The sequence below is a fragment of the Streptomyces sp. a15 genome (assembly GCF_059026085.1).
Map to the genome: position 1 here is coordinate 45,287 of NZ_JBWLKM010000032.1, position 25,514 is coordinate 70,800.

A 25,514-nucleotide genomic window follows, 5' to 3' on the forward strand; every position below is an offset into this window, starting at 1 on the left:
ACGGATCAGAGATCAAGGATCAGAGCGTCCACGACGAGAAGGGAAAGCCGTGACCGAACCGTTTTCCGTCCCGGTGACCGTCCGCGGATACGAGACGGACGTCCAGGGTCACCTCAACCAGAGTGTCTACCTCAACTACGCGGAGCACGCCCGCTGGTCGCTGCTCCAGGCCGCCGGGATCAGCCAGGCGGGCCTCATCGGCAAGGGCGTGGGCCCGGTGTCCCTGGAGACGACCATCCGCTACCGCCGGGAACTCCTGGCGGGCGACGAGGTCGAGGTGACCTGCCGCTTCGACTGGGGCGAGGGCAAGACGTTCCGGATCGAGCAGACCATCCGGAAGACCGACGGCACGGTGGCGGCCGAGATCACCGCGGTCGGCGGGCTGATGAACCTCGAGGAGCGCAGGCTGGTGGCGGAGCCGGGGGAGCACTTCAAGGAGCTGGCGTCGGATCCGAGCCTGTTCGGGCTGTAGGGACCGCGGGCAGGCTCACACCGACCGTGACTGACGAAGCCGGTTCTGGCGGCGGGGAGCCCGCTCCCGCCGCCTCCGTCCGTCAGGCCCCGGCGAAGACTCCCTTGTGGTCCTCGACCCACTCCCGGTAGGACCGCGCCGGACGCCCCAACGCCTCCCGTACGTCGTCCGTGACGAGTTCGTTGCCGCCCTCGCGGGCGAAGAGGAGGCCGCCCAGGACGCTCTCCGCGGCCGCCGCGTCCAGTCCCGAGGCCGTCAGCTGTTCACGGATCCGGTCCGGCGAGAGGTCGAGCGTCTCCACCGGGCGTCCCACGACGGCGGCGATCGCGGCGGCCTGGTCGTGGACGGTGATCGCCTCGGGGCCGGTCAGCGTGTACGTCCGCCCGGAGTGCCGGGAGTCGGTCAGCGCCTCGACGGCCGCCTCGGACACGTCACGCGGGTCGACCACTCCCTGCCGGCCGTTTCCGGTCATGTTGGGCACGGGCCGACCCGCGTGGACCGACTCCGCCCAGCCGAGGGTGTTCGAGGCGAAGGACGACGGCCGCAGGATCGTCCACTCCGACCCGCCGGCCCGCAGGGCCTCCTCGCCGGGAAGATGCCAGGTGCCGAAGGGGCCGTAGTCCGGGTCGCCGGTACCGATGGAGGAGAGATTCACGATCCGGCGGACGCCCGCCGTCCGCGCCGCCGCGACCAGCCGGGCGTCCCGTCCGCCGTCCGCCGGTCCGAGCACGGCCACCAGGAACACGGCCGCCGCCCCGGCCAGCGCCGCCGTCACGGACTTCGTGTCGAGGAAGTCCCCGCGCACCACCTCCACGCCCTCCGGTACCTGTGCCTTGGCCGGGTCACGGGTCATGGCCCGCACCTTCTCGCCGCGCGCCGCGAGCTGTCGTACGACTTCACTGCCGATGGTGCCCGTGGCACCGGTCACTAGGATCATGGCCTCAACGCTGACGGGCGGCCGCTCCTGGTCGCTAGGAAATTCCGGCACGGTTGTGGCGCCCGCAACCGTGCGGCGCGCGCCTACCGTAGGAGCGTGACGAATGCCCTCGCCGACCGCGCCCTACCCGTCCCCGACGCCCTCCGCCCCTGGATCACCGGCATCGAGTCGGTGGGCGCCGGGGAGGAGCTGCCGGCGTCGTTCGCCCATGTGCCGGACGCGGCGACGAAGTTGGTCGTACGGGTCGAAGCGGGCGGCCGTCGCGACGCCCTGGTGGTCGGGCCGCGCACCCGTGCCTCGTACTACGCGGAGGCGGACCGGCGGGTGGCGTCCTGCGTCCAGGTGAGCCTGGCCCCGGGTACGGTACGCCCGTTGCTCGGCACCCCGGCGGCCGATCTCGTCGGGCGGGCCGTGCCGCTGGGCGCGTTGCCGACCGGGGCGGCACGTCAACTGTCCAAGAAACTCGTCGAGTTGGCGCCGGAGGAGATGCTCGCGTATCTCACGGAGCTGCTCCCCGACCCGTTGGCCGCCGACCGTTCGCGCGCCCGGCTGCTGCGGGCCGCCGTCCACGCCCTGTCGACCCGGCCGGACCACGCCCCCGCACAGGTCAAGGACGTGGCCCGGGAACTCGCCGTCAGCGAGCGGCAGTTGCGCAACCTCTTCACGGAGGGCGTCGGTCTCTCCCCCAAGCACTACGCCCGCATCGACCGCCTCCGCCATGTACTGACGGAGGCACCTCGGGCCGACTGGGCCGAACTGGCCGCCGCCACCGGCTACTACGACCAGTCGCACATGACGTCCGACTTCCGCACCCTGATGGGAGTGCCACCGAGGTCGTACTTCACCGGGCGGCTGCCGGACCCCCAGCCCTGCCAGGCGTTCCGGCGGGCCTGACGACGCTCAGTGCGCCCCGGCCGTCCGGGCGCCCGCGAGCTCCTCCCCCGCCTCCATGGGATGGGTCACGTCCTGGGCGTCCCGGTCCCTGCCGAGGTGGTTGAAGACCAGGTTGAGCAGGACCGCGGCCACGCAGCCGGTGGAGATGCCCGAGTCCAGGACGATCTTCGCGGTCTCCGGGAAGGCGTGGTAGAACTCCGGCGCGGTGATCGGGATGATGCCGACGGCGAGGGAGACGGCCACGATCAGGACGTTGTTGTCCCTGTCCAACCCGGCCCGCACGAGGGTCTGGATGCCGCTGGCCGCGACCGAGCCGAAGAGGACGACGCCCGCCCCGCCGAGCACCGGGCGCGGTACGACCGCGATCAGCGAGGCGGCGACCGGGCACAGGCCCATCAGCACCAGGAAGCCGCCGCCGGTGGCGACGACGTACCGGCTGCGGATGCGCGTCATGGCGACCAGGCCGATGTTCTGCGCGAAGGCGCTGCACATGAAGCCGTTGAAGAGCGGGCTGATCGCCGAGCCGAGGGTGTCGGCGCGCAGTCCGGCCGCGATGGTCTTCTCGTCCGCCGGCCGCTCGACGATCTCGCCCAGCGCCAGCATGTCCGCGGTCGATTCGGTCATCGAGACCACCATCACCACGCACATGGAGAGGATCGCGGCGAGCTGGAACTGCGGTGCCCCGAAGTGGAACGGGGTCGGGAAGCCGACGATGTCCGCGTCCGCGACCGGACCGAAGTCCGTGACGCCGAACGGGACAGCAACGAGCGTGCCGACGACCAGGCCGAGCAGGACGGCGATCTGCTTGACGAAGCCGCGGGTGAAGCGGCGAAGAAGCAACACGATCAGGAGAGTTGCGCCCGCCAGGCCGAGATAGGTGATCGAGCCGTAGTCGTCGGCCGCGGGATCGGGACCCTGCGCCCAGCCGAAGGCGACCGGCAGCAGCGAGACGCCGATCAGCGTGATCACCGTGCCGGTGACGACCGGCGGGAAGAAGCGGACCGCCTTGCTGAAGAACGGGGCCGCTATGAAGCCGAGGAGTCCGGCGACGATGACCGCGCCGAAGATGATCGGCAGGGCGTCGGACTTGTCCTCGGTGGCGGCGACGACCGCGGTCATGGGGGCGACCCCGGCGAAGGTGACGCCGTTGACGAAGGGCAGCCGGGCGCCGATCTTCCAGATGCCGAGCGTCTGGAGGAAGGTGGCGAGGCCCGCCGTGAACAGACAGGCGCCGGTGAGGAAGGTGAGTTCGGTGCCGGTCAGGCCGATGGCCGCGCCGACGATCAGGGGCGGGGCGACGACTCCCGCGTACATGGCGGCAACGTGTTGCAGGCCCGTGGTGGCCATCTTGAGTGCGGGCAGTTTCTCGTCGACGGGGTGGGCGGTCACGGCGGCTCCTCCGGGCGGGTGACACGTCGGCTCTGACGCGGGTTTCATGGAGGTGGTGCGCGGTCGTGCGGGACCGAGGGGGACGGAGCCCCTCACAGGGGGCAACGGAGGCCGTTCCGGGGCGCACACGTCCATGGGCGCCCCGGAGACGGCCGCCATGGACCCCGCTCGGGTCCACGGCCACCGGTCGAGGGCCGTCCCCCTCGACCGGAGATCTTCACCTGGTCAGCCCTGCGCGGCGATCCGCGCCAGGCGCTGGGCCTCGGCCCGCGTGGAGCGGGCGATCGCGTCCTCGTCGGCGGTGAGCAGCCGGTTGTTCTCGACGATCTGGCGGCCGTTCACGAAGGAGGCGCTGACCGGGGCCGCCGCGCCGAAGACCAGCGCGGTCACCGGGTCGGCGATGGAGGCGTGGGCCAGCGTGTCGAGCTTCCACAGCACCAGGTCGGCGAGCTTGCCGGGCTCCAGGGAGCCGATCTCGGTTGCGCGGCCCAGGACTTGGGCGCCGCCGTACGTCCCCAGGCGCAGGGCCTGACGGGCGTTCAGGGCGGCCTCGCGGTGGGCGCCGAGGCGGTTGACGAGGAGGGCGTTGCGCAGTTCGGTGTGGAGTTCGCCGGACTCGTTGGAGGCCGTGCCGTCGACGCCGAGGCCGACCGGGACGCCGGCGGCCAGCATGTCGGGGACGCGGGCGATACCTGCGGCCAGTCGCGCGTTGGACGAGGGGCAGTGGGCGACACCGGTCTTCGTACGGGCGAAGGCGGCGATGTCGGAGTCGTTCATGTGGACGCAGTGCGCCATCCACACGTCCTCGCCGAGCCAGCCGGTGGACTCGAAGTAGTCGGTCGGGCCCATGCCGAACAGTTCCTTGCAGAACTGCTCCTCCTCCACGGTCTCCGAGCCGTGGGTGTGCAGTCGTACGCCGAGACGCCGGGCCAACTCGGCTCCCTGCTTGAGCAGTTCGGTCGACACGGAGAACGGCGAGCAGGGTGCCACGGCCACCTGGGTCATCGCGTCGAAGGATGTGTCATGGTGCTGCCGCACGGTCTCCTCGGTCGCGGCGAGGGCGCCTTCAAGGGTCTCGACGGCGAAGTCCGGGGGCAGGCCGCCGTCCTTCTCGCTGCGGTCCATGGAGCCGCGGGCGAGGGTGAAGCGGACGCCCATCTCGCGGGCGACGCCGATGATCGCGCCGGACAGGTCGCCGGAGCCGTGCGGGAAGACGTAGTGGTGGTCCATGGCGGTGGTGACACCGCCGCGGGCCATCATCGCGAGGGAGCCCTCGGCGGCCGCCCGGACCATCTGCTCGTCGATGCGCGCCCAGGTCGGGTACAGCGCGACGAGCCAGTTGAAGAGGTTGTGGTCGGTGGCCAGGCCACGGGTGATCCACTGGTAGTAGTGGTGGTGCGTGTTGACCAGGCCCGGAGTCACCAGGTGGCCGGTGGCGTCGATACGGCGGTCGACGTTCTCCAGGCCCTCGGGGGCCCTGCCCGCGCCGAGCGACTCGATGCGGTTGCCGGCGACGACGACGTATCCGCTCGCGTACTCGGTGTCGTGGGCGTCGACGGTCGCGATCGAACAGTTCTCGATGACGATGCGCCGGTCTGCTGCCATGATGCGTCCTTTTCGCTCAGTGGACTGGGGGAAGAGGGCACGGCAGGACCCTGGGAGATTTGAGTGCCGCGGCCGGGAGACGGGCTCTCCGGCCGCGGGTGCCGCAAAGGGGGGTTGCTGAGAGGTTGGTGAGGTCAGAGGTTGGTGACGTCCACGGGGATCTTCGCCTCGCAGCCGTCCCGCAGGACGGTCGCCTCGATCAGGCCGTACGGGCGGTCGGCGGCGAAGTACACCGCACCGTCCTCGGTGGCGTTCTTCAGCCCGAACGGCTCCAGGTCCACCAGGAAGTGGTGCTTGTTCGGGAGCGAGAAGCGGACCTCGTCGATCTCGCTGCGGCTGTCGATGATCCGCGCGCCCATCTGGTACAGGGTCTGCTGGAGCGACAGCGAGTACGTCTCGGCGAAGGCCTGGAGCATGTCCTTCTTCACCTGCTCGTAGGACTGCTCCCAGTGGGGCATCTCCTGCGCGTCGTCGGACCAGTTGAAGCGCCAACGGGCGGAGACCTGGGTGGCCAGGACACGGTCGTACGCCTCGGGAAGCGTCGTGTACTTGTCCTTGACGTAGCCCCAGAACTCGGAGTCGGTCGAGTTCATCACGACGAGGTCCTTGAGGCCCGAGACGACCTCCCACGACTCGCCGTCGTAGGTGATCTGGGTCAGCCGGGTCTCCTGGCCCTTGCGGACGAAGGAGTGTGCTCCCTTCCCGGAATGCTCGATCCGCTCCCAGGCGTATTCCTCGATACGGATGCGGGCCGTCCTGATCGGCTCCTGGCTCGTGACGAAGTGCCGGGCCAGGTGGATGCCGAACTGCTCGGCGGACTCGATGCCGTGCTCCTTGGCGAACGCGTACACCGTGTTCTTGGTGGTGTCCGTCGGCAGCACGTTGGCGTTCGAGCCGGAGTAGTGGACCTCGTCCATGTCGCCGGAGAGCGACACGGACACGTTCAGGTCCTTGATGTGGTGGGTGGCGCCGTCCCGCGTGATCTTCACGACTCGGTTCTCGGCCTTGCCGTACTGGTTCTGTCCCAGGATCGCAGGGCGGGCAGGGCGGGAATTGTCTGTCATGGTCTGCTAGCTCCCTCGGTAAACGGAGTAGCCGAACGGGTTGAGCAGCAGCGGTACGTGGTAGTGCTCGCCGGGCTTGACGGCGAAGGTGATCGCTACCTCTGGAAAAAACGCATCGCTGTCCCGATTCGCGGGGGCGTCCTGCTGCGCATCGGCTTGCTTGTTCTCGGAACGCTCGAAATACGCCTCCACGGCGAAGTCGAGCCGTACGTGTGTGGTGCCCTCCGGCAGCGCCGGCAGGTCCTTGCACCGCCCGTGCGCGTCGGTCGCGGAGCCGCCGAGCGCCTGCCAGTCCGCATGGCGCCCGGGGCGGGCGGAGAGCTGGACGGCGACTCCCTCGGCGGGGCGGCCGACGCTGGTGTCGAGAATGTGCGTCGACACCGAGGCGGTGGTGCTGGTACTCATGGTCAGGCGTCCTCTTCAGTCTTCTCCGACGATGCGGGCGAGCCGGATACGGTTGATCTTGCCCAGCTCGGTGCGGACGATCTCCCTCTCCTGCTCCGGCGCGTTGCCGATCCGCTCCTTGACCGCGTCGCGCATCTGCTCGCCGGTCCGGCCGGTGGCGCAGATCAGGAAGACGTGGCCGAACTTCTCCTGGTACGCCAGGTTCAGCTCCAGCATCTCCGCCTTGAGCTCCTCGGAGACGCCGGCCATGCCGCGTTGTTCCCGCGCCGAGGTCGGGTCGCCCGGCTTCGGGCGGCCGATCGGCGGGTGCCCAGCCATGGCCTCGGCGAGGTCCGCGGCGCTCAGGTCGGCCATCGCGGCGTCACTGGTGGCGTAGAGGTCGTCGGGGGTGGCGTAGGGGCGGGCGGCGAGCAGCCGCTCGGCCCATGCCGTGGAGGCGCACGCCTCGTGGAGCGCGGCGAAGGCCGCGTGCTCCTCCAGGGCGTTGAACCGGGCCAGGCCCGGGGGCGTGGATGTCGACGTCACGGGAGCCTCCGTGGCCGCGGGCGGCCTTCGTACTGAACGGGCTGCCGCTAGCTAACGCCCTCCGGAAGACGACGTCAACAGTTTGTTGAAAATTCCGGGTTACGAAGCTGGGCCGGAACCTGGGCCGGAACCGGAGGGCCCCGCTCAGCCCTCTTTCTCGCGGTTGAGGTAGTTATAGACCGTGAAGCGGCTCACCCCGAGGGCGCTCGCCACGGTCTCCACGCCGTGCCGTACGGAGAAGGCGCCGCGCGCCTCCAGTATGCGCACGACCTCCTGCTTGGCCTTGCGGTCCAGGTCTGCGAGGGGCTTGCCCTTCTTGCGCTCCATGGCGACCAGGATGTGGTCGAGGGAGTCGGCGAGCTGGGGCAGGCGTACGGCGACGACGTCGGCGCCCTCCCAGGCGAGCACGACGTCGTCGGGGCCGGCCTCGTCCGGCGGGAGCAGCTCGCCGCCCATCGCGTCGACCAGCGGCTTCACGGCCGTGATGAAGGGCTCGTCGCCGACGCCGGTCACTTGCCGACCTCCCCGATCCCGCTCTCGCCGATCCCGCTCTCGCCGATCCCGCTCTCGCCGATCACATTGAGCTGGAGCGAGATCCGGGTGGCGCCGGACTCCAGGGTCCGGCGCAGCAGGGCGTCCACGGCGGCCAGTACGACGTCGGCGCCGCCCTCCGCCGTGTTGCCGAAGGGACCGACGTCCACCGCGTCCAGCTCGGCCGCCTCGATGACCTCGCGGGCCACCAGAGCATGCGCCGGTGCCTCGTCGAGGTCGAAGGGCTCGGTCGTGAACTCCACTCTCAATCGCACGCGCACAACCTAACGCGCTGCACGGATTCTCGGGCAGCCCGCCGGATCCGGGATCCGGGATCCGGGCGACGGACCCGCCGCGCTGCCGCGTAGAGCAGACGACGAGAGTCCACCGGGAGGGGAACACGACGCGACAGGGCACAGAGTCAGAGGCGTCAGAGGTACGGCGATCGCGGCGGCGGCGATGGCGGCGCTGACCGCGTCCCAGGCACCGGGGGCGAGTCAGGCACGGGCCCTGGCCCCCGCGCCGCGGACGCCCGCCGCACACGGGCCGAGCGTGTCCGGCGACGCCCCGTACCGCACGGCGCTGCCGCCGCTGCGGACCCGGGAGGAGGCGACGCGGGCGCGGACGGTGGGCGCCGCGCTGCCGGCGAGCGTGTTCCTGGCCTATCGGAGGGCCGAGGCCCGGCTGGCGAGCGAGGCGCCCGGCTGTCACCTGCGATGGCAGCTGCTGGCCGCGATCGGCCAGGTGGAGTCCGGGCAGGCCGGGGGCGGCCGGGTGACCGCGGACGGTACGGCCGTGCCGCAGATCCTCGGACCGCGCCTGGACGGCGGCGCGTTCGCCCTGATCCGGGACACCGACGGCGGCGCCCACGACGGGGACACGGTGTACGACCGCGCGGTCGGTCCGATGCAGTTCATCCCGTCGACCTGGGCCCGCTGGGGCGCGGACGGCAACGGCGACGGGCGGGCCGACCCGGGCAACGTCTTCGACGCGGCGCTCGCCGCCGGTCGCTATCTGTGTGCGGGCGGAGCGGACCTGTCGGTCTTGGGCGACCTGGACGCGGCGATCCTCGGCTACAACCACTCGCAGGCTTATCTGCGCACGGTCAGGGCCTGGTACGCGTACTTCCTGGAAGGCCATCGGGTGGTGCCGGACGGCGCCGCCGAGGCCTCCGCCCGCCCGGAGGCGTCGCGACCGGCCACCACGCCGAAGCCCGCCCCGACACCGTCCGCCCGGCCCGCCTCTCCCACTCGTCCGAGCGCCACCCCGTCCGGCACCCCGTCGGCGCCGGCCTCACCCACGCCTGCCCCACCCCGTCCGGCGGCCGGGACCGAAGTGACGCAGGAGCCGCTGCCGTCCGCGCCCGGGGCGGACATCGAACTGCCCGCCGACGCCCTGCTGCCCGGCAGCGATCCGCTGACCAGGCACGGCTGACCTGCGACAGCCGTCCTGTACCAGCGGGGATCCGAGCGCCACCCCATCCGGCACCCCGTCCCCCGGCCCCACCGACGCCCGCCCCACCCCGTCCGGCGGCCAGGACCGAGGTGACGCAGGAGCCGCTGCCATCCGCGCCCGAGGCGGACATCGAACTGCCCGCCGACGCCCTGCTGCCCGGCAGCGATCCGCTGACCAGGCACGGGTGACCTGCGACAGCCGTCCTGTACCAGCGGGGATCCGAGCGCCACCCCATCCGGCACCCCGTCCCCCCGGCCCCACCGACGCCCGCCCCACCCCGTCCGGCGGCCAGGACCAAAGGGACGCAGGAGCCGCTGCCGTCCGCGCCCAGGGCGGACGCCAAACTGCCCGCCGACGCCCTGCTGCCCGGCGGCGATCCGCTGACCAGCGACAGCTGACCTGCGACAGCCGTCCTGTAACAGCGGGGACTCGATGCCCGCCTCCCCCTCCACAACCGCGGCTACCGGGCGGTAATCTCGCCATCCGCCGGACGGCACGGACCGGCGGGCGAGCGCGAAGGGGCCCTCATGGCGACGGACATGCCTGCCGAGGCGCAGACGGACGACGACCGTTGGCAGCGCATGTGGAGCCATCGCGAGCACCTGCTCAGGGTGGCCCGGCGCAGGTCGATGAGCCTCGAGGACGCCGAGGACGCCGTGCACGAGGCGATGCTGCGTGCCGCGGAGCGCCCCGGCCTGGACGAGGAGCGGCTCGCGGCCTGGCTGACGACGGTGACGATGCGGCTGTGCGTGGACCGCTACCGGCAGGTCAACCGCGAGGCCGAGGTCCGCGCCAGTCCGACGCTGATCGCACCCGGACCGGTGCCCGTCGAAGAGGTGGTGTGCGACCGGGCCGAGGCCAAGTGGCTGGCCGTGCGCAGCGGGGAGCTGCCCGCCCGCCAGGCGGAGGCGCTGCGGCTGAGGTCCGAGGACCTCGACGTCGGGCAGGTCGCCGTCCGGATGGGGCTGAGTTACCGGACCGTCGAGTCGTTGCTGGCCCGGGCCCGGCGGACGCTGCGGAACTCGCTGGCGGCGACGCTCGGCTTCGTCCTGTTCCTCATCGGGCGGGGACAGCCTCGCGCGGGTGGGAAGGCACAGGCCGTGGCGGCCGCCTCGACGGCGGCGACGCTGGCGGTGGCCGGGCTCGTCCTGCCGTACGCGTACGACGCGGACGGACAGGGGTCGGCTCCACGGCCCGCCGTGTCGGGCCCTGCGGAGGCACTGCGGCCCGACGGCTCCGGACGGGCCGAGGCTCCGGACGCGCGGAAGGGCGCGGATGCGACGCCGACTCCCGGGCCGGGGGCGGCACCCCTGTCGGCCGGTGAGGGGTCGCTCGTCCCCCTGTCGGTGCCACCCCTGCCGGAGGTCGCTCTTTCGCCGCTGCCCGAGCTGTCGGCACCGGATGTTCCAGAGATCCCGCGGCTGCCCGGGATACCGAGCGTGTCCGGGATACCGAGCGTGTCCGGCGTCCCGGAGCTGCCGGACACACCCGACGAGGCGGCCGTACCGGTCGAGCCCGCCGTTTCCACGATCCCGGGCTCCGCCGACGTACCGACGCCGCCCCCGCCCTCGATCGACGCGCCCACCCCGAGCCCGCTCCCCTAGACCGGGGCGGACCCGCTCGAAAAAAAATTCCACCCCGCAGCGACGGACGCCCCGTCCCTCCCCGTAGAGCAGATGTCAGAGCTGCTCCAGGGGCCGAAGGGTGGACCGGATGGGTGTCGAGATCTGTGTGGAAGGGCTGACCAAGTCCTTCGGTCACCAGGTCATCTGGCAGGACGTCTCGCTGACCATGCCCGCCGGGGAGGTCTCGGTCATGCTCGGCCCCTCGGGCACGGGCAAGTCGGTGTTCCTCAAGACGCTCGTCGGACTGCTGAAGCCGGAGCGCGGCTCGATCACGATCCAGGGCCGGGACATCACGAAGCTCCGCGAGCACGACCTGTACGAGGTGCGGAAGCTCTTCGGCGTGCTGTTCCAGGACGGCGCGCTGTTCGGCTCGATGAACCTGTACGACAACATCGCCTTCCCGCTGCGCGAGCACACCCGCAAGTCGGAGAGCGAGATCCGGCGCATCGTGCTGGAGAAGATGGACATGGTCGGGCTGATCGGCTCCGAGGACAAGCTGCCCGGCGAGATCTCCGGCGGGATGCGCAAGCGGGCCGGGCTGGCCCGGGCCCTCGTCCTCGACCCGGAGATCATCCTCTTCGACGAGCCCGACTCGGGCCTCGACCCCGTGCGCGTCGCGTATCTCAACCAGCTCATCGTCGACCTCAACGCCCAGATCGACGCCACCTTCCTGATCGTCACGCACGACATCGCCTCCGCCCGCCAGGTGCCGGACAACATCGGCTTGCTGTTCCGGCGCGAGCTGGTCATGTTCGGGCCGCGCGAACAGCTGCTGACCAGCGACGAGCCCGTCGTACGGCAGTTCCTGAACGGCCGGATGCAGGGCCCGATCGGCATGGCGGAGGAGAAGGACGCCGCCCAGGTCGAGCAGGAGCTCGCCCAACTCGTCGACCCGGCACCCGCCCAGGCTCTGACTCCCCGCCTGCTGCCGGGGCCGGGCATCACCCGACCGCCCCGATGGCAGGCGATCGCCGACCGGGAAGCGGCGCTGCACCGGGAGGCGGCGCCGCACCGAAAGGAGGTGGCCGACGCATGAGCCTGTCCCCGACCGGAGCGCTGCGGCACACGGGAAGCCTCTTGGCGATGGCGCTGGACGTCGTCCGGACCATCCCCCGACGTCCCTTCCAGGCAAGGGAGTTCATCCAGCAGGCCTGGTTCATCGCGAGCGTCACCATCCTGCCGACGGCCCTCGTGTCCATCCCCTTCGGAGCGGTCATCGCCCTGCAGATCGGCAGTCTGACCCGGCAGCTCGGCGCCCAGTCCTTCGCGGGGGCCGCCTCGGTGCTCGCGGTGCTGCGGGAGGCCTCGCCGATCGTCACCGCGCTGCTGATCGCGGGCGCCGGCGGCACGGCGATCTGCGCGGACCTCGGGGCGCGGAAGATCCGCGAGGAGATCGACGCGATGCAGGTGCTGGGCATCGATCCCATCCACCGGCTGGTCGTGCCGCGGGTTCTGGCGTCGATGCTGGTGGCGGTGCTGCTCAACGGGCTGGTGTCGGTGGTCGGCGTCGCGGGCGGCTACTTCTTCAACGTCGTCCTGCAGAACGGCACTCCGGGCGCCTATCTCGCCTCCTTCACCACGCTCGCCCAGCTGTCCGACCTGTGGGCGGCGGAGATCAAGGCGCTGGTGTTCGGGGCGATCGCGGCGATCGTCGCCTCGTACAAGGGACTGACGGCGAAGGGCGGCCCCAAGGGTGTGGGCGACGCCGTGAACCAGTCGGTGGTGATCACCTTCATGTTGCTGTTCGTGACGAACTTCGTGATGACCGCCGTGTACTTCCAAGTCGTTCCCCAGAGGGGCTGAGGCATGGCGCTGTTGAAAGGCCTGGAGGAGCTGGGCGCCCAACTGTCCTTCTACGGGCGGTCGTTGGCGTGGACCGGCCGCACCCTGCGCCGCTACAAGAAGGAGATCCTTCGGCTGCTCGCCGAGGTGAGCTTCGGCCGCGGCGCCCTCGCCGTCGTGGGCGGCACGGTCGGTGTCATCGCCTTCCTCTCCTTCTTCACCGGCACGGAGGTGGGCCTGCAGGGGTACGCCGCGCTCAACCAGCTCGGCACCTCCAACTTCGTGGCGTTCCTGTCGGCGTACTTCAACACCCGGGAGATCGCGCCGCTGGTGGCCGGGCTCGCCCTGTCCGCGACGGTCGGCGCCGGGTTCACCGCGCAGCTCGGCGCGATGCGGATCAGCGAGGAGACGGACGCCCTCGAAGTCATGGGCGTGCCCTCGCTGCCGTTCCTGGTGACCACCCGGATGATCGCCGGGTTCGTCGCCGTGGTCCCGCTGTACGTGGTCGGCCTGCTGTCCTCGTACCTCGCCGCCCGCACCATCACCACCGGCTACTACGGGCAGTCGGCGGGCACCTACGACCACTACTTCGCGCAGTATCTGCCGCCGGTCGACGTGCTGTGGTCCTTCGGGAAGGTGCTCGTCTTCGCCGTCCTGATCATCCTGGTGCACTGCTTCTACGGCTACTACGCGAGCGGCGGCCCGGCGGGCGTGGGCGTCGCGGTGGGCCGCGCGGTGCGGACGTCGATCGTCGCGATCAACGTCCTGGACTTCTTCCTCTCGCTGGCGATCTGGGGCGCCAGCACGACCGTACGGATTGCGGGGTGAGCCGTATGAGAGTGGTGAGACTGCGGTTGTACGGCGTGGTGTTCCTCGCCGTGCTGGCTCTGTTGCTGTCGCTGTCCGTCGCCGTCTACCGGCAGGCGTTCACGCCGGTCGTGCGGATCACCCTGGAGGCCGACAGCCTCGGCAACCAGCTCGATCCGCGCGCGGACGTCAAGCTGCGCGGGCTGCTGGTCGGCGAGGTGCGTGAGGTGCGCGCCGACGGGACGAAGGCGACGCTCGACATCGCGCTGAAGCCGAAGTACGTCGCGCACATCCCGTCCGACGTGCACGCACGCCTGCTGCCCAAGACGCTGTTCGGCGAGAAGTACGTCGACCTGGTCGCACCGCGCGGCTCATCGGGCCGGCCCATTCGCGCCGGGGACGTCATCACCCAGGACCGCACCCGCGTCGGCATCGAGCTCCAGCAGTTGATGAACGACCTGCTGCCGCTGCTGCGGACCGTGCAGCCCGGCAAGCTCAACGCCACGCTCTCCGCGTTCGCCACCGCCCTGGAGGGGCGTGGCGACCGGATCGGCGACAACCTCACCCGCGTGGAGGCCTACCTGCGCCGCCTCAATCCGCACCTGCCGTCCCTGCGAGAGGACATCGCCCGCTTCGCCGACGTCGCCGAGGTCTACGGCGACGCGGCGCCCGACCTGATGGAGATCCTGCGCAACACCGTGACCACCAGCCGCACCCTGGTCGAGGAGCGGGACCGGCTCGCGTCCGCCCTCACCACGACCGCCACCGTCGCCGGCACCGCGGACGACTTCCTCGACGCGAACGGCGACCGGCTCATCACCCTGGGCCGGGTCTCCCGCCCCACCCTCGCCCTCTTCGCCCGCTACTCCCCCGAGTACCCCTGCCTCCTCGCCGGCCTGGTCCGTCAGGAGGAGGCCTCCGAGCAGGCGTTCCGGGGCGGCAAGATGCACATCACGCTGGAGGTCGTCCGGCAGCAGGGGGCGTACGAGCCCGGTGAGGAGCCCCGCTACGACGAGCGGTCCGGGCCCGACTGCCGTGATCTGCCCGGTCCGCCGGTACCGGCGCCGGGTGCCCATCTCGACGACGGTTCGAAGAAGGGGAGTTCAGCCGGGCCGCCCGGTGTGTCCGCCACCCGGGCCGAGCAGCGTGCCGTCGGATCGCTCGTGGCGCCCGTCCTGGGCGTGCCCGCCGACGAGGTGCCGCCGGTCGCGACACTCCTGTTCGGGCCGATGGCGCGCGGGACGGCGGTGAGCGTCGCATGAGGAGCACCTCAGCCCGGCAGACCTCAGTCCGGCAGAGCTCAGCCCGGCAGACCGCTGCCCCGCTGATCAAGTTCAGCCTGTTCGCCGTGGTGACCGTCCTGGCCACGGCCCTGCTGGCCGCCACCATCGTGAACATCTCCCTCACCCCCGAGCACCGGTATCGCGCGGTGTTCAGCGACGTCACCGGCCTGGAGGAGGGCGACGACATCCGGGTGGCCGGGGTGCGGGTCGGCGAGGTCGAGGGCATCCGGATCAAGGACCGGACGCTGGCGGAGATCACCTTCACGGTCAGTGAGGACCGGCCCCTGCTCACCGGCACGGGCGCGGTCATCCGCTACCGGAACCTGGTCGGACAGCGGTACGTCGCCCTGACCGAGGGCGCGGGCGACGGCACCCGGCTGAAGCCCGGCGCCACCATCCCGCTGTCCCGCACCCAGCCGGCGCTGGACCTCAACGCGCTGCTGAACGGCTTCAAGCCGCTGTTCGCCGCGCTCAGTCCGAAGGACGTCAACCAGCTGGCCACCGAGATCATTCGGACGCTGCAGGGCGAGGGCGGAACCGTCAACAGCCTGCTCGCGCACACGGCTTCGCTCACCACGACGCTGGCCGGCCGCGACCAGCTGATCGGTTCGGTGGTCGACAACCTCAACACCGTGCTGGAGACCCTCGACAAGCGCGGCGGCCGCTTCTCCGGGCTGCTCAAGCAGCTGCGCCGGGTGATCTCGGGGCTGTCCGCCGACCGTAAGCCCATCGGGGAGTCGCTGGTGAGCATCGGCGACCTGACCGAGGCCACGTCGGGGCTGCTGAAGGACGCGCGTCCGCCGCTCAAGGACGACATCGCCGAGCTGACCGATCTCACCGGAACGCTGAACGACAACGAGAAGACGGTGGAGGGCGTGCTGAAGCGGCTGCCGAACAAGCTGAACGAGCTGACGGGGACGGCGTCCTACGGCTCGTGGTTCAACTTCTACCTCTGCGACTTCGACGGCCGGATCGTGCTGCCGAAGACGCGGGAGGTACTCACTCCCGACCTGCACGTGGCGAGGGCGAGGTGCGGCGCATGACGCAGCGCAGCCTTTCGCGCAGGGCGCGGCGGCGCCGTCCGGAACCGCTGATGAAGGTGCGGGTCGAGCCGCCGCGGATAAGGCTCCCCCGCATCCGGATCCGCCGCCCGCGCCTGACCCCGTTCCGCGAGCGCAACCCCGTGGTCATCGGGGCCGCCGGCCTCACCACGCTCGCGCTGCTGACCGTGGCCGCGTTCAACGCCGACAGCCTGCCGCTGATCGGCGGCGGCGAGACGTACCGCGCCGCCTTCTCGGAGGCGGGCGGCCTCAAGCCCGGCGACGAGGTGCGGATCGCCGGGGTCAAGGTCGGCAAGGTCGAGGACGTCGATCTGGACGACGACCATGTCCTGGTCACCTTCAAGATCAAGGGGGATCCGCGGTTCGGCACCGGCACCGGAGCGTCGATCCGCGTCAAGACGATCCTCGGTGCGAAGTACCTCGCGCTGCACCCCAAGGGGCCGGGGCAGCTGAGGCCCGGCACCGAGATACCCCTGAGGCGCACAGTTCCGGCGTACGACGTCGTACAGGCCTTCAGCGACCTCACCACGACGACCGAGGAGGTCGACACCGACCGGCTGGCCACGGCCCTGGACACCATCTCGACCACCTTCCAGGACTCGCCGGCAGAGGTACGGGCGTCCATCAAGGGCCTGTCGAAGATCTCCCGGACGGTCGCCTCACGCGACCAGGAGCTCAGGGAGCTGCTCGACCACGCGAACGGCGTGACGGGTGTGCTGGCCGAGCGCTCCGAGGACTTCACCGCCCTGGTGAAGGACGGCGACGCGTTGTTCAAGGAGATCAGCAAGCGGCGCAAGGCGATCCACACGCTGCTGAAGAGCTCCGCCGCGCTCGGCGTCGAGCTCTCCGGCCTGGTCGAGGACAACGACAAGGAGATCGGGCCCGCGCTCAAGGGCCTGGGCCGCGTGGTCGAGATGCTCGAACGCAATCAGTCCAGCCTCGACCGGAGCGTCAAGCTGCTCGCGCCCTATGTGCGGCTCTTCACCAACACCCTCGGCAACGGCCGCTGGTTCGACTCCTACGTCCAGAACCTGGTCGCCGCTCCGGTGGTGCCGCGCACGGGAGGCGCGCAGTGAACAACCTGAACAGGCGCGTGGCCTGGGTCACCGCACTCGCCGTCGTCGCCGCCCTGACCTACGTGCTGTGGCCGCGCTCCGAGCCCGTGCGGGTCACCGCGTATTTCCCGCGCACCGTCGGCATCTACCCCGGCTCGGACGTCCGTGTCCTCGGCGTCCGAATCGGCGAGGTCGAGAAGATCACGCCGGAGGGCGACCGGGTGCGGGTGGAGCTGGAGTACGAAGCCGGCCGCAGGGTCCCGGCGAACGCGCGGGCCGCGATCATCAACTCCTCGGTGGTCAGCGACCGTTACGTGCAGCTGCTGCCGGTGTACCGCAGTGGTCCGGCGATGCGGGACGGCGACGTCATCCCCGAGTCGCGCACGGCCGTGCCCGTCGAACTGGACCGCGTCTTCGACAGCCTGCACACCACGGCCGAGTCGCTCGGCCCCGAGGGGGCGAACAAGGACGGCTCACTGTCCCGGCTGCTCGGGGTGAGTGCCGACAACCTGGACGGGCAGGGCGCACACCTCAACCAGACGGTCGAGGACCTCTCGGAGGCGGTCACCACGCTGTCCGACGGCCGCGGCGACCTCTTCGGCACGGTGCGCAACCTTCAGGTGTTCACGGCGGCGCTGGCCGCCGACGACAAGAGCGTGCGGTCGTTCAACACCAGCCTCGCCAAGGTCGCCGAGCAGCTCGCGGGCGAACGCAAGGATCTGGCGGCCGCGCTGAAGAACCTGGGAACGGCCCTCGGCGACGTGTCCGATTTCGTGAAGAGGAACAAGAACTCGCTGACCTCGAACGTGAAGGGCCTCAGCAAGGTGACCAAAGTGCTCGTCACCCAACGGGCGGCGTTGGAAGAGCTGTTGGAGGTCGCACCCACCGGCATGTCGAACCTGAACAACGCCTACAACCCGGCCGCGGGCACCCTCGACACCCGCAACAACCCCAATCAGCCACAGGATCCGGCATCCCTGCTGTGCTCCGTGCTGAGGACCACTGGGGACGAGACCGACTGCAAGGAGCTGAGGGACCTGTTCGACTCCCTGCCCGAGGTGCCGCAGGGCCCGGCGGTCACCGGCACGGTCGACCGGACGCTCGGCGGGATCCTGGGGGCGAGCGCATGAGCGTACGACGCACGGCCGGGGCCCTCGCCTGGGCGGCGGCCGGCTCGCTGCTGCTGTCCGGCTGCGAGTTCAACGGCTGGTACGACGTCCAGTTGCCCGGCGGCGCCGCCGCGGACGGGCACGCGTACCGCGTCACCGTCGAGTTCCGTGACGTCCTCGACCTGGTGCCGCAGTCGGCGGTGAAGGTCAACAACGTCACCGTGGGCGCTGTCGAGAAGGTGGAGCTGGACGGCTGGCACGCGCGCGTGCGGCTGCGGATCGCGGACTCGGTGAAGCTGCCCGCCAACGCGGTGGCCGAACTGCGGCAGACCAGCATGCTCGGCGAGAAGTACGTGGCGCTCTCCGCCCCGGTCGGCACGGAACCCGTGGGCCGGCTCGCCGACGGGGCCCGCGTCCCGCTGTCCCGCAGCGGCCGCAACCCGGAGATCGAGGAGGTGCTGTCCGCACTGTCGGCGCTGCTCAACGGCGGCGGAGTCGCCCAGCTCAAGACGATCACCGTGGAGCTGAACAAGGCCCTGGACGGGCGGGAGAACCGGGTCAGGTCCCTGCTCAAGGAGCTGAACACGTTCATCGGCGGCCTGGACGACCAGCGCCAGGACATCGTCCGCGCCCTGAAGGCCGTCGACCGGCTTGCGGGGCGGCTCGGGAAGGAGAAGAAGACGATCGCCCGGGCCGTCGACACGATGCCGCCCGCCCTGAAGGTCCTCGCCGACCAGCGGCGTGATCTGACGAGGATGCTCACCGCCCTGTCGAAGCTCGGCGAGACGGGCACCAAGGTGGTCAATGCCTCGCACGAGGACACGGTCGCGAACCTGAAGCAGCTCGGGCCGATCCTGCGGCAACTGAACAAGGCGGGCGACGACCTGCCCAACTCCCTTGAGCTGCTGACCACTTACCCGTTCCCCCGCAACGCGGTGGACGCCATCAAGGGCGACTACGTCAATCTCCACCTCACCGCCGACCTCGACCTGGCCGGTCTCTACGGGAACCTGACGGACGAGCCCGGCTCCGGCGGGGGCAACGGTGACTCCGCCGAGCCCGACCCGCCCGGCGTACCCGACCTCCCCGACCTCCCGGACCTGCCCGCCGTCCCGACTCCCACCGCCCTGCCGGACGCACCCGGCCTGCCGTCCCCCTCGGCTCCCCCGGGCGGCGGCGACCTGCTGTGCCCGCCGGTGTGCAGCAGCAGTTACAGCACCGGCAGCAGTTACCGCACCGAGGGCGGTCTGCCCGAGGGCATCGACCTGGAGCTAGCCGAGCTGATGCTGAAGGGGGTTCAGCCGTGATCACACGTACGGTCAAGGCCCAGCTGCTCGCCTTCGCCACCGTCACCGCGGTCGGGGTGTCGTACGTCGGCGCCGAGTACACCGGCCTGGTGGACGCCGTCCTGGACCGCGGCTACACCGTACGGGCGGACTTCGCCGACTCCGGGGGCATCTTCTCCGGCGCCGAGGTCACCTATCGCGGGGTGCCGGTGGGCCGCGTCGGTACGCTGCGGCTGACCGGCGCCGACGGCGTCTCGGTCGCCCTCGACATCGACGACGGGGCGCCGCGCATCCCCGCGGACGCCCTCGCGGTGGTGGCGAACCGTTCGGCGGTGGGCGAGCAGTACGTCGATCTGCAGCCGCGTACCACCCACGGCCCGTATCTGCTCGACGGCAGCACCATCCCCCGCGACCGCACCCGCGTGCCGCTGCCCACGACGGACCTCGTGCTCGCCCTGGACCGGCTGGTGAACTCCGTCGGCAAGGACGATCTGCGGGTCACCGTCGACGAGTTGGACCAGGCCTTCTCCGGCACCGGACCGAACCTGAGCCGACTGGTGGACTCCGGCAACACGCTCGTCGAGGCGGCGTCCGAGTCGCTGCCCGAGACGATCGCGCTGATCGAGGACTCGCGAAAGGTCCTCAAGACGCAGGCCGACCAGGGCTCGTCGATCAAGTCCTTCGCGCGTGATCTGGCGGCGCTCACCGCGCAGTTGAAGTCGAGCGACGGGGACCTGCGCAAGCTGATCGGCAACGCCACGCCGGCGGCACAGCAGGTGAACTCGCTGCTGAAGTCGACCGGGCCACGACTGTCGGTGCTGCTGGCCAACCTGATCAGCGGCGGCCAGGTCACGCTGGCGCGGCTGCCCGGCGTGGAGCAGGCCCTGGTCACCTTCCCGGTGATGGTCGCGGGCAGCTACACCGTCATCCCCGGCGACGGCACCACCCACTTCGGGCTGGTCGTCAACGCCGACGACCCGCCCGGATGCACCCAGGGATACGGCACGGCACGCCGCGACCCCGCCGACACCAGCACGCGCGAGGCGAACACCGACGCGCGCTGCACGGCCCCGCGCGGGAGCGAGACGTCGGTGCGGGGCGCGCAGAACGCTCCCGGCGCGACGTCCGCTTCCGGCGACGCGAACCGGGCGGCGTACGTCACGCCGTACGACCCGGAGACCGGCACCGCCACCGGCCCGGACGGAAGGCTCGTCGAGATCGGCTCGACGGGCGGCCAACAGGCCGTATTCGGAAAGGAGTCGTGGCAATGGCTGCTCGTCGGACCGATGGCATGAAGAGGGCCCTCACCGTGGGGCTGGTGGTGGCGACCGTCCTCACCACCGCCCTGACGACCTGGTTGGGCCTCGGCCTCCACGATCAGCGCGAGGCGGACCAGCGGCGCCAGGACATCCTCGCCGCCGCCCGCCAGTCGGCCCTGAACTTCACCTCGCTCGACTACCGGCACTACGACCGGGACAGCGCGAACGTGCTCAAGAGCGCCACCGGCGACTTCAAGAAGCAGTTCGCCGCGCAGACCGAGCAGCTGACCGAACTCGTCGCCGAGAACAGGTCCGTGTCCGAGGGCCAGGTTCTCGAAGCGGGCATCGTCCGGTCCGACGAGCATGCGGCCCGCGTCCTGGTCGTCGCCGACAGCAAGGTGACCAACACAGCGGTGCCCAAGGGGGAGGCGCGCACCTACCGGCTGCGGCTCGACCTGGTGCAGCGGGACGGCCGCTGGCTGACCTCCGACGTCGAGTTCGTCGGCTGACCGCCACCACCAGTCGTCACGATCAGTGTCGTCACGATCAGTAAGGAGTACGAGCATGGCAAGGACGACGACGCGGGGCCGCGGCTCCGGACCGGGCACCCGGCACACCATGACCGCGGCCGCCCGTGCGGCGGCCAGACGCGCGGAGCGCGGCCACCGCGAACCAGGCCCGGCGACCGCCGACGAAGCGCCGCTCGCCGGACGCACCGTGCTCGTCGAGGCTCCGAAGGACGGCTGGGACGACCCGCCGGAGCCGTCGCCGGAGGCCTTCGAGGAGGACGACGCGCCGCGGGAGCGGAGTGGGCGCCGTCGACGGATACTGTTCACCGCGGTCATGGGCGTCCTGCTCGTGGCGGGGCTGGTCGCCGTCGCCGTACTGGGGTGGCAGTACCGGGAGGGACGGCGGGCGGACGACGCCCGGGGTGAGGCGCTCTCGGCCGCGCGGAAGGCGGCGCCGGTCGTGCTGTCGTACGACTACAAGCACCTGGACCGGGACTTCGCCCGGGCCCACGACCGGCTGACCGGGAAGTTCCGGGACGAGTACCGGAAGACCACGACGACCGTGGTCGCACCGACCGCGGAGAAGTACCACGGGGTGGTGAAGGCGACGGTCGCCACGGCCTCCGTCGTATCGGCTTCCCCGGACAAGGTCACGGTGCTGCTCTTCGTCAACCAGGTCACCCAGAGCACCCAGGTCTCGGGATCCCGCGTGGATCTGAACCGGGTGCGGATGACGATGACCCGCACCTCGGAGGGCTGGAAGGTGAGTGCCGTCGACGCGCTGTGACCAGTCCGTTCGCCCTGCCCCCGTGCCCCCGCGCGGGGGCTTTTTTTGCGTGGGCACTCTTGACACTCCTCCCCGATCCCAGGCAGTCTTCCGTTAAGCAGAAACTTACTTCCGTAATACGGAAACGAGAACCACGGAAGGGAGCGCCGGCCCACATGCCAGGTTCTGAATGGGGCACAGCCGCAGAGCAGCGCTTCAACGTCAACCTGTCGATCCTCTTCACGGAACTCCCGCTCTTGGAGCGCCCCGCGGCCGCCGCTGCGGCCGGCTTCACCGCGGTCGAGCTGTGGTGGCCCTGGATCGACTCCCCCACCCCCGAGCGGTCCGAGCTCGACGCCCTGAAGAAGGCCATCGAGGACGCGGGCGTCCAGCTCACCGGGCTGAACTTCTACGCCGGACAGCTGCCCGGCCCGGACCGGGGCGCCCTGTCGATCCCGGGCGAGGAGTCGGAGCGGTTCCGCGCCAACATCGACGTGGCGGCCGACTTCGCCGAGTCCCTCGGCTGCAAGGCACTCAACGCCCTCTACGGCAACCGCGTCGAGGGCGTGGACCCGGCCGAGCAGGACGCGCTCGCGCTGGAGAACCTGGTGCTCGCGGCCCGGGCCGCCGAACGGATCGGCGCGATCCTGCTGATCGAGGCCCTCAACCAGCCCGAGTCGCCGCGGTACCCGCTGGTGAGCGCACCCGCCGCCGTGGGCATCGTCGACAAGGTCAACCAGGCGTCCGGGCTGGGCAACGCACGGTTCCTCATGGACCTCTACCACCTGTCGATGAACGGCGAGGACCTGCCGTCGGTGATCGAGCGGTACGCCGCGAAGACCGGCCATGTGCAGATCGCGGACAACCCCGGGCGCGGTGCGCCGGGCACGGGTTCGCTCCCCCTCGAAGACCTCCTCGGCCGGCTCGCGAAGGCCGGTTACGAGGGCTGGGTCGGCCTGGAGTACAAGCCGGGCGACCGTCCGAGCGCGGAGGCGTTCGACTGGCTGCCGGCCGCGGCCCGAGCCGCTCGCTGAGCGGCAACTCACAGACGTAGAACAGCAGTCAGAGAGGCACCCTCATGACCACCAACCTCGCAGATCATTCCCACCCGACCCGCCCGGCGATCGCCTGGATAGGCCTCGGCATCATGGGCTCCCCCATGTCCGAGAACCTGGTCAAGGCGGGTTACGACGTCACCGGCTTCACCCTGGAGCAGGACAAGCTCGACCGGCTGACCGCCGCCGGCGGCACCGCGGCCGGTTCGATCGCCGAGGCCGTCCGGGATGCCGACGTCGTGATCACGATGGTGCCCGCGTCCCCGCACGTCGAAGCCATCGCGTACGGCCCGGACGGCATCCTGGAGAACGCGCGGTCCGGCGCGCTGCTGATCGACATGTCCTCGATCACCCCGCAGACGTCCGTGGACCTCGCGAGGGCGGCCGGCGAGAAGGGCATCCGCGTCCTTGACGCCCCCGTGTCCGGCGGTGAGGCCGGTGCGGTCGAGGCCGTGCTGTCCATCATGGTCGGCGGCGAGCAGGCCGACTTCGACCAGGCGGAGCCGATCTTCGAGGCGCTCGGCAAGACGATCGTGCTGTGCGGTCCGCACGGCTCGGGCCAGACCGTGAAGGCCGCCAACCAGCTCATCGTCGCCGTGAACATCCAGGCGTGCGCCGAGGCCGTGGTCTTCCTGGAGAAGTCGGGCGTGGACCTGAAGGCGGCGCTCGACGTCCTGAACGGCGGGCTCGCCGGCTCCACCGTGCTGACGCGGAAGAAGGACAACTTCCTGAACCGCGACTTCAAGCCCGGCTTCCGTATCGACCTGCACCACAAGGACATGGGCATCGTCACCGACGCCGCCCGCAACGTCGGCGCGGCCCTGCCCATCGGTGCCGTGGTCGCCCAGCTGGTCGCGAGCCTGCGTGCGCAGGGCGACGGCGGGCTCGACCACTCGGCACTGCTGCGGGCGGTGGAGCGCCTGTCCGGCGCCCAGGTCTGACGCCCCTCCCCCAAGCTCCGGGCGGCGTCGGTGCTGACAACTGTCCTGTCGCGCCCAGGCGTCGGCGCCGCCCGGAATCCACTCCAGCGTGCCCCGAACTCCCTGCCCGCGCCCGGCCACCGGCGACCCGGATGAGGGGTGATCGACCGGTCATACGGGCGCGGGCAGGGCAGGGACCGCGGCGGTGTGCGAGCCAGTGCGGTGGTGAAGGACCGGGGACCCTCTTCTCGACCTGAGGGAAGGGCGTCCCGGGCTCCGTCGCAACCGCCGCGGTCCCAGGATCTCCGGTGAGCGCCGGATGCGGACGGTCCCGCATCCGGCGCTCACCGGCGTATCCGGGAGGTGCATGGGGCACGCCGGGGTGCGGATCCGACCCGCCCGCAGGACTCTGAAGGCATGGCACCTCCGGCACACCCCACGCAGCATCCGCACATCGTGGTCCACGCCCCCGCCCTGGACGGCTCCCGGCGCGTGACCTGGGACGACGAGAACCTCGGCGTCGCCTCCCACCTGGACGACGTGGTCGAGTTCCTGCGCCTCGCGGACCTCGACCAGGTCGAGGTCGAGGAGAGCGACATCATCGAATGGCAGGGCGGCGGCCCCGACGACTGGCCGGGACTCTCCGAGCACCACGAGCAGTGAGCCCGTCGGACACGACACGTACGCCACTGGTCGTACGCGGGCTACGGAACCCTCAAATGAAGCTCTGAAACGGGCCCGGGAGGCTTCACCAGCCCCCGGGCCCGGGCACATTCTCATCACGCGGGGCCCGCCGGCACGGGGGCGGCGGACCCCGTGCGAGGGGGGGCATGGACAGCGGTACGACGGTCCGGCTGGAGCCGCACGAGGTCGCACTGCTGCGGGGCGGTCCCCGCGCCGCCGTCACGGTCGCCGTGCTCGCCCCGCATCTGCGGGGCTTCGCCGACGCCGGCCGACCGGGGACGGTACGGGTCTCGGGGGAGCCCGGGGGCGCGGGGCAGGCCCTGTCCGACGCTTGCGGCCCGTCTGCCGCTTCCGGTCTGTCCGACCCTGCCGGTCCGGCGGCCCCTTCCGGCCTGTCGGCCCGCTCCGGCCCGTTGCCTCCTCCCGGCCGGTCCGCTCTGGACGCGGCGGTGCACTCGGTCCTCCAACGACCTGTGCGAGTACGGGAGTTGGTGAAGCATCCCGCCGTACGCCGGGAGATCGCCGCGCTGCGAGACCGGCTGGCCGCCGCAGGGCTGCTGCGCGCCCTTCCGCCGCAGCGGACCCGCGCCGCCCGGCGCACCCTGGACGCCCTGCGTGCCCGAGCACCCGGTCCCCGCCCGCCGCAAGGACCTGCCGACCGCCGACGCCCTGTTGGCGGTCGCCCTGCACGGCAACGCGGCCCTCGCCGTCCTGGTTCCGCGCTTCGCCCTGCGGGCGGGCCTGACCGCCCGGGTGGAGGTGTCCGACAGCGGGCTCCTGCGCCGTTCCCCGCGGGGCTTCGGCGGAGGCGGCGGCTACGGCTGCGGGGACGGCGGCGGCTCGGACTGAGCAGGGACACGCCGGCCCAGAGCACCGGAGACATGCGGCTCGATCCGGCGCACGGACACCGCCGTTCGGACACGGGCACGTCGGCGGCACGGGCCCCGCACGCCGACAAGCCGACTCCCCGCGCACGGAGACCAGGCCACTCCGGGAGTGATCACACGGCCGCCCGGACCGGGCACCGGGCACCGGG

General features: G+C 71.2%; 27 protein-coding genes. 19 read left to right on the forward strand and 8 right to left on the reverse strand.

All coding sequences use genetic code 11. From position 1 onward, the window contains the following. The first annotated feature begins 49 nt into the window (after positions 1–49). Entirely contained in the window at positions 50–472 is a 423-nt protein-coding gene (locus tag AC5P09_RS28330; RefSeq protein ID WP_493876590.1) for an acyl-CoA thioesterase, read from the forward strand. A gap of 82 nt (positions 473–554) precedes the next feature. On the opposite strand, the gene AC5P09_RS28335 is transcribed toward AC5P09_RS28330, so the two are convergent. Continuing rightward, complete coding sequence (locus tag AC5P09_RS28335) at positions 555–1,409, reverse strand: NAD(P)H-binding protein (RefSeq protein ID WP_493876591.1); 855 nt, start codon at positions 1,407–1,409, stop codon at positions 555–557. A gap of 96 nt (positions 1,410–1,505) precedes the next feature. Between AC5P09_RS28335 and AC5P09_RS28340 the strand changes: the two genes are divergently transcribed. Continuing rightward, positions 1,506–2,303: a helix-turn-helix domain-containing protein gene (locus AC5P09_RS28340; protein ID WP_493876592.1), complete on the forward strand. Its 798-nt coding sequence runs from the start codon at positions 1,506–1,508 to the stop codon at positions 2,301–2,303. 6 nt (positions 2,304–2,309) lie between these two features. On the opposite strand, the gene AC5P09_RS28345 is transcribed toward AC5P09_RS28340, so the two are convergent. From AC5P09_RS28345 to AC5P09_RS28375, 7 genes are all read right to left on the reverse strand, one after another. After that, a complete protein-coding gene (locus tag AC5P09_RS28345) occupies positions 2,310–3,692 on the reverse strand; it encodes a nucleobase:cation symporter-2 family protein (RefSeq protein ID WP_493876593.1) in 1,383 nt (460 codons plus the stop codon). A gap of 225 nt (positions 3,693–3,917) precedes the next feature. Continuing rightward, the gene (locus tag AC5P09_RS28350) at positions 3,918–5,297 is read right to left on the reverse strand and encodes an 8-oxoguanine deaminase (RefSeq protein ID WP_493876594.1); all 1,380 of its coding nucleotides are present in this window, start codon (positions 5,295–5,297) and stop codon (positions 3,918–3,920) included. A gap of 134 nt (positions 5,298–5,431) precedes the next feature. Beyond that, positions 5,432–6,361 carry a factor-independent urate hydroxylase gene (gene pucL, locus AC5P09_RS28355; RefSeq protein ID WP_493876595.1) on the reverse strand — a complete coding sequence of 310 codons (930 nt, stop codon included), beginning with the start codon at positions 6,359–6,361 and terminating at the stop codon, positions 5,432–5,434. A gap of 6 nt (positions 6,362–6,367) precedes the next feature. After that, positions 6,368–6,766 (reverse strand): hydroxyisourate hydrolase, encoded by a 399-nt coding sequence (uraH, locus tag AC5P09_RS28360; protein ID WP_493876596.1) that lies wholly within the window; start codon positions 6,764–6,766, stop codon positions 6,368–6,370. A gap of 15 nt (positions 6,767–6,781) precedes the next feature. Then, positions 6,782–7,291 (reverse strand): 2-oxo-4-hydroxy-4-carboxy-5-ureidoimidazoline decarboxylase, encoded by a 510-nt coding sequence (uraD, locus tag AC5P09_RS28365; RefSeq protein WP_493876597.1) that lies wholly within the window; start codon positions 7,289–7,291, stop codon positions 6,782–6,784. Positions 7,292–7,435: 144 nt separating this feature from the next. Then, positions 7,436–7,804: a helix-turn-helix domain-containing protein gene (locus AC5P09_RS28370; protein WP_493876598.1), complete on the reverse strand. Its 369-nt coding sequence runs from the start codon at positions 7,802–7,804 to the stop codon at positions 7,436–7,438. Beyond that, the gene (locus tag AC5P09_RS28375; protein ID WP_493876599.1) at positions 7,801–8,097 is read right to left on the reverse strand and encodes a YkoF family thiamine-binding protein; all 297 of its coding nucleotides are present in this window, start codon (positions 8,095–8,097) and stop codon (positions 7,801–7,803) included. Before AC5P09_RS28375 ends, AC5P09_RS28370 begins: the two co-directional genes overlap by 4 nt. A 184-nt stretch (positions 8,098–8,281) precedes the next feature. On the opposite strand from AC5P09_RS28375, the gene AC5P09_RS28380 reads away from it, so the two are divergent. The 17 genes from AC5P09_RS28380 (at position 8,282) to AC5P09_RS28460 (ending at position 25,327) form a co-directional block, all read left to right on the forward strand. Beyond that, a complete protein-coding gene (locus tag AC5P09_RS28380) occupies positions 8,282–9,256 on the forward strand; it encodes a lytic transglycosylase domain-containing protein (protein ID WP_493876600.1) in 975 nt (324 codons plus the stop codon). A 548-nt stretch (positions 9,257–9,804) separates the two neighbouring features. Next, positions 9,805–10,881 (forward strand): RNA polymerase sigma factor, encoded by a 1,077-nt coding sequence (locus AC5P09_RS28385; RefSeq protein WP_493876601.1) that lies wholly within the window; start codon positions 9,805–9,807, stop codon positions 10,879–10,881. Between the two features lie 109 nt (positions 10,882–10,990). Further along, the gene (locus tag AC5P09_RS28390; RefSeq protein WP_493876602.1) at positions 10,991–11,938 is read left to right on the forward strand and encodes an ABC transporter ATP-binding protein; all 948 of its coding nucleotides are present in this window, start codon (positions 10,991–10,993) and stop codon (positions 11,936–11,938) included. Then, positions 11,935–12,705 (forward strand): MlaE family ABC transporter permease, encoded by a 771-nt coding sequence (locus tag AC5P09_RS28395; RefSeq protein ID WP_493876603.1) that lies wholly within the window; start codon positions 11,935–11,937, stop codon positions 12,703–12,705. Before AC5P09_RS28390 ends, AC5P09_RS28395 begins: the two co-directional genes overlap by 4 nt. Positions 12,706–12,708: 3 nt before the next feature. Beyond that, positions 12,709–13,512 (forward strand): MlaE family ABC transporter permease, encoded by an 804-nt coding sequence (locus tag AC5P09_RS28400; protein ID WP_266449844.1) that lies wholly within the window; start codon positions 12,709–12,711, stop codon positions 13,510–13,512. Positions 13,513–13,517: 5 nt separating this feature from the next. Then, on the forward strand, positions 13,518–14,753 hold the full coding sequence (locus AC5P09_RS28405) for an MCE family protein (protein WP_493876604.1): 1,236 nt from the start codon (positions 13,518–13,520) through the stop codon (positions 14,751–14,753). Continuing rightward, positions 14,750–15,817, forward strand: coding sequence for an MCE family protein (locus AC5P09_RS28410; RefSeq protein WP_493876605.1), 1,068 nt, complete (start codon positions 14,750–14,752; stop codon positions 15,815–15,817). The genes AC5P09_RS28405 and AC5P09_RS28410 overlap by 4 nt, the downstream gene beginning before the upstream one ends. A gap of 113 nt (positions 15,818–15,930) precedes the next feature. Next, the gene (locus tag AC5P09_RS28415; protein WP_493876639.1) at positions 15,931–16,911 is read left to right on the forward strand and encodes an MCE family protein; all 981 of its coding nucleotides are present in this window, start codon (positions 15,931–15,933) and stop codon (positions 16,909–16,911) included. Next, positions 16,908–18,020, forward strand: coding sequence for an MCE family protein (locus tag AC5P09_RS28420; RefSeq protein WP_493876606.1), 1,113 nt, complete (start codon positions 16,908–16,910; stop codon positions 18,018–18,020). The genes AC5P09_RS28415 and AC5P09_RS28420 overlap by 4 nt, the downstream gene beginning before the upstream one ends. Continuing rightward, the gene (locus AC5P09_RS28425) at positions 18,017–19,306 is read left to right on the forward strand and encodes an MCE family protein (protein ID WP_493876607.1); all 1,290 of its coding nucleotides are present in this window, start codon (positions 18,017–18,019) and stop codon (positions 19,304–19,306) included. The genes AC5P09_RS28420 and AC5P09_RS28425 overlap by 4 nt, the downstream gene beginning before the upstream one ends. After that, positions 19,303–20,580: an MCE family protein gene (locus tag AC5P09_RS28430; RefSeq protein WP_493876608.1), complete on the forward strand. Its 1,278-nt coding sequence runs from the start codon at positions 19,303–19,305 to the stop codon at positions 20,578–20,580. Before AC5P09_RS28425 ends, AC5P09_RS28430 begins: the two co-directional genes overlap by 4 nt. Continuing rightward, complete coding sequence (locus tag AC5P09_RS28435) at positions 20,553–21,053, forward strand: Rv1363c family protein (RefSeq protein ID WP_493876609.1); 501 nt, start codon at positions 20,553–20,555, stop codon at positions 21,051–21,053. Before AC5P09_RS28430 ends, AC5P09_RS28435 begins: the two co-directional genes overlap by 28 nt. A 55-nt stretch (positions 21,054–21,108) precedes the next feature. Next, positions 21,109–21,840 (forward strand): Rv1363c family protein, encoded by a 732-nt coding sequence (locus AC5P09_RS28440; protein WP_493876610.1) that lies wholly within the window; start codon positions 21,109–21,111, stop codon positions 21,838–21,840. Between the two features lie 155 nt (positions 21,841–21,995). After that, complete coding sequence (locus tag AC5P09_RS28445) at positions 21,996–22,853, forward strand: TIM barrel protein (RefSeq protein WP_493876611.1); 858 nt, start codon at positions 21,996–21,998, stop codon at positions 22,851–22,853. A 44-nt stretch (positions 22,854–22,897) separates the two neighbouring features. Further along, on the forward strand, positions 22,898–23,815 hold the full coding sequence (locus tag AC5P09_RS28450; protein WP_493876612.1) for a 2-hydroxy-3-oxopropionate reductase: 918 nt from the start codon (positions 22,898–22,900) through the stop codon (positions 23,813–23,815). A 396-nt stretch (positions 23,816–24,211) separates the two neighbouring features. Then, positions 24,212–24,457, forward strand: a complete 246-nt coding sequence (locus AC5P09_RS28455) for a hypothetical protein (RefSeq protein WP_217238932.1) — start codon at positions 24,212–24,214, stop codon at positions 24,455–24,457. A 636-nt stretch (positions 24,458–25,093) separates the two neighbouring features. Next, entirely contained in the window at positions 25,094–25,327 is a 234-nt protein-coding gene (locus tag AC5P09_RS28460) for a hypothetical protein (protein WP_493876613.1), read from the forward strand. The last annotated feature ends 187 nt before the right edge of the window (positions 25,328–25,514 follow it).

What these genes read in the sequence shown, in the direction of transcription:
- AC5P09_RS28385 (WP_493876601.1), top strand. Translation starts at nt 9,805, where the DNA reads ATGGCGACGGACATGCCTGCCGAGGCGCAGACGGACGACGACCGTTGG.
- AC5P09_RS28405 (WP_493876604.1), top strand. Translation starts at nt 13,518, where the DNA reads ATGAGAGTGGTGAGACTGCGGTTGTACGGCGTGGTGTTCCTCGCCGTG.
- AC5P09_RS28425 (WP_493876607.1), top strand. Translation starts at nt 18,017, where the DNA reads ATGAGCGTACGACGCACGGCCGGGGCCCTCGCCTGGGCGGCGGCCGGC.
- AC5P09_RS28445 (WP_493876611.1), top strand. Translation starts at nt 21,996, where the DNA reads ATGCCAGGTTCTGAATGGGGCACAGCCGCAGAGCAGCGCTTCAACGTC.
- AC5P09_RS28380 (WP_493876600.1), top strand. Translation starts at nt 8,282, where the DNA reads ATGGCGGCGCTGACCGCGTCCCAGGCACCGGGGGCGAGTCAGGCACGG.
- AC5P09_RS28435 (WP_493876609.1), top strand. Translation starts at nt 20,553, where the DNA reads ATGGCTGCTCGTCGGACCGATGGCATGAAGAGGGCCCTCACCGTGGGG.
- AC5P09_RS28450 (WP_493876612.1), top strand. Translation starts at nt 22,898, where the DNA reads ATGACCACCAACCTCGCAGATCATTCCCACCCGACCCGCCCGGCGATC.
- uraH (WP_493876596.1), bottom strand. Translation starts at nt 6,766, where the DNA reads ATGAGTACCAGCACCACCGCCTCGGTGTCGACGCACATTCTCGACACC.
- AC5P09_RS28350 (WP_493876594.1), bottom strand. Translation starts at nt 5,297, where the DNA reads ATGGCAGCAGACCGGCGCATCGTCATCGAGAACTGTTCGATCGCGACC.
- AC5P09_RS28400 (WP_266449844.1), top strand. Translation starts at nt 12,709, where the DNA reads ATGGCGCTGTTGAAAGGCCTGGAGGAGCTGGGCGCCCAACTGTCCTTC.
- AC5P09_RS28440 (WP_493876610.1), top strand. Translation starts at nt 21,109, where the DNA reads ATGGCAAGGACGACGACGCGGGGCCGCGGCTCCGGACCGGGCACCCGG.
- AC5P09_RS28410 (WP_493876605.1), top strand. Translation starts at nt 14,750, where the DNA reads ATGAGGAGCACCTCAGCCCGGCAGACCTCAGTCCGGCAGAGCTCAGCC.
- AC5P09_RS28455 (WP_217238932.1), top strand. Translation starts at nt 24,212, where the DNA reads ATGGCACCTCCGGCACACCCCACGCAGCATCCGCACATCGTGGTCCAC.
- AC5P09_RS28395 (WP_493876603.1), top strand. Translation starts at nt 11,935, where the DNA reads ATGAGCCTGTCCCCGACCGGAGCGCTGCGGCACACGGGAAGCCTCTTG.
- pucL (WP_493876595.1), bottom strand. Translation starts at nt 6,361, where the DNA reads ATGACAGACAATTCCCGCCCTGCCCGCCCTGCGATCCTGGGACAGAAC.
- AC5P09_RS28335 (WP_493876591.1), bottom strand. Translation starts at nt 1,409, where the DNA reads ATGATCCTAGTGACCGGTGCCACGGGCACCATCGGCAGTGAAGTCGTA.
- AC5P09_RS28390 (WP_493876602.1), top strand. Translation starts at nt 10,991, where the DNA reads ATGGGTGTCGAGATCTGTGTGGAAGGGCTGACCAAGTCCTTCGGTCAC.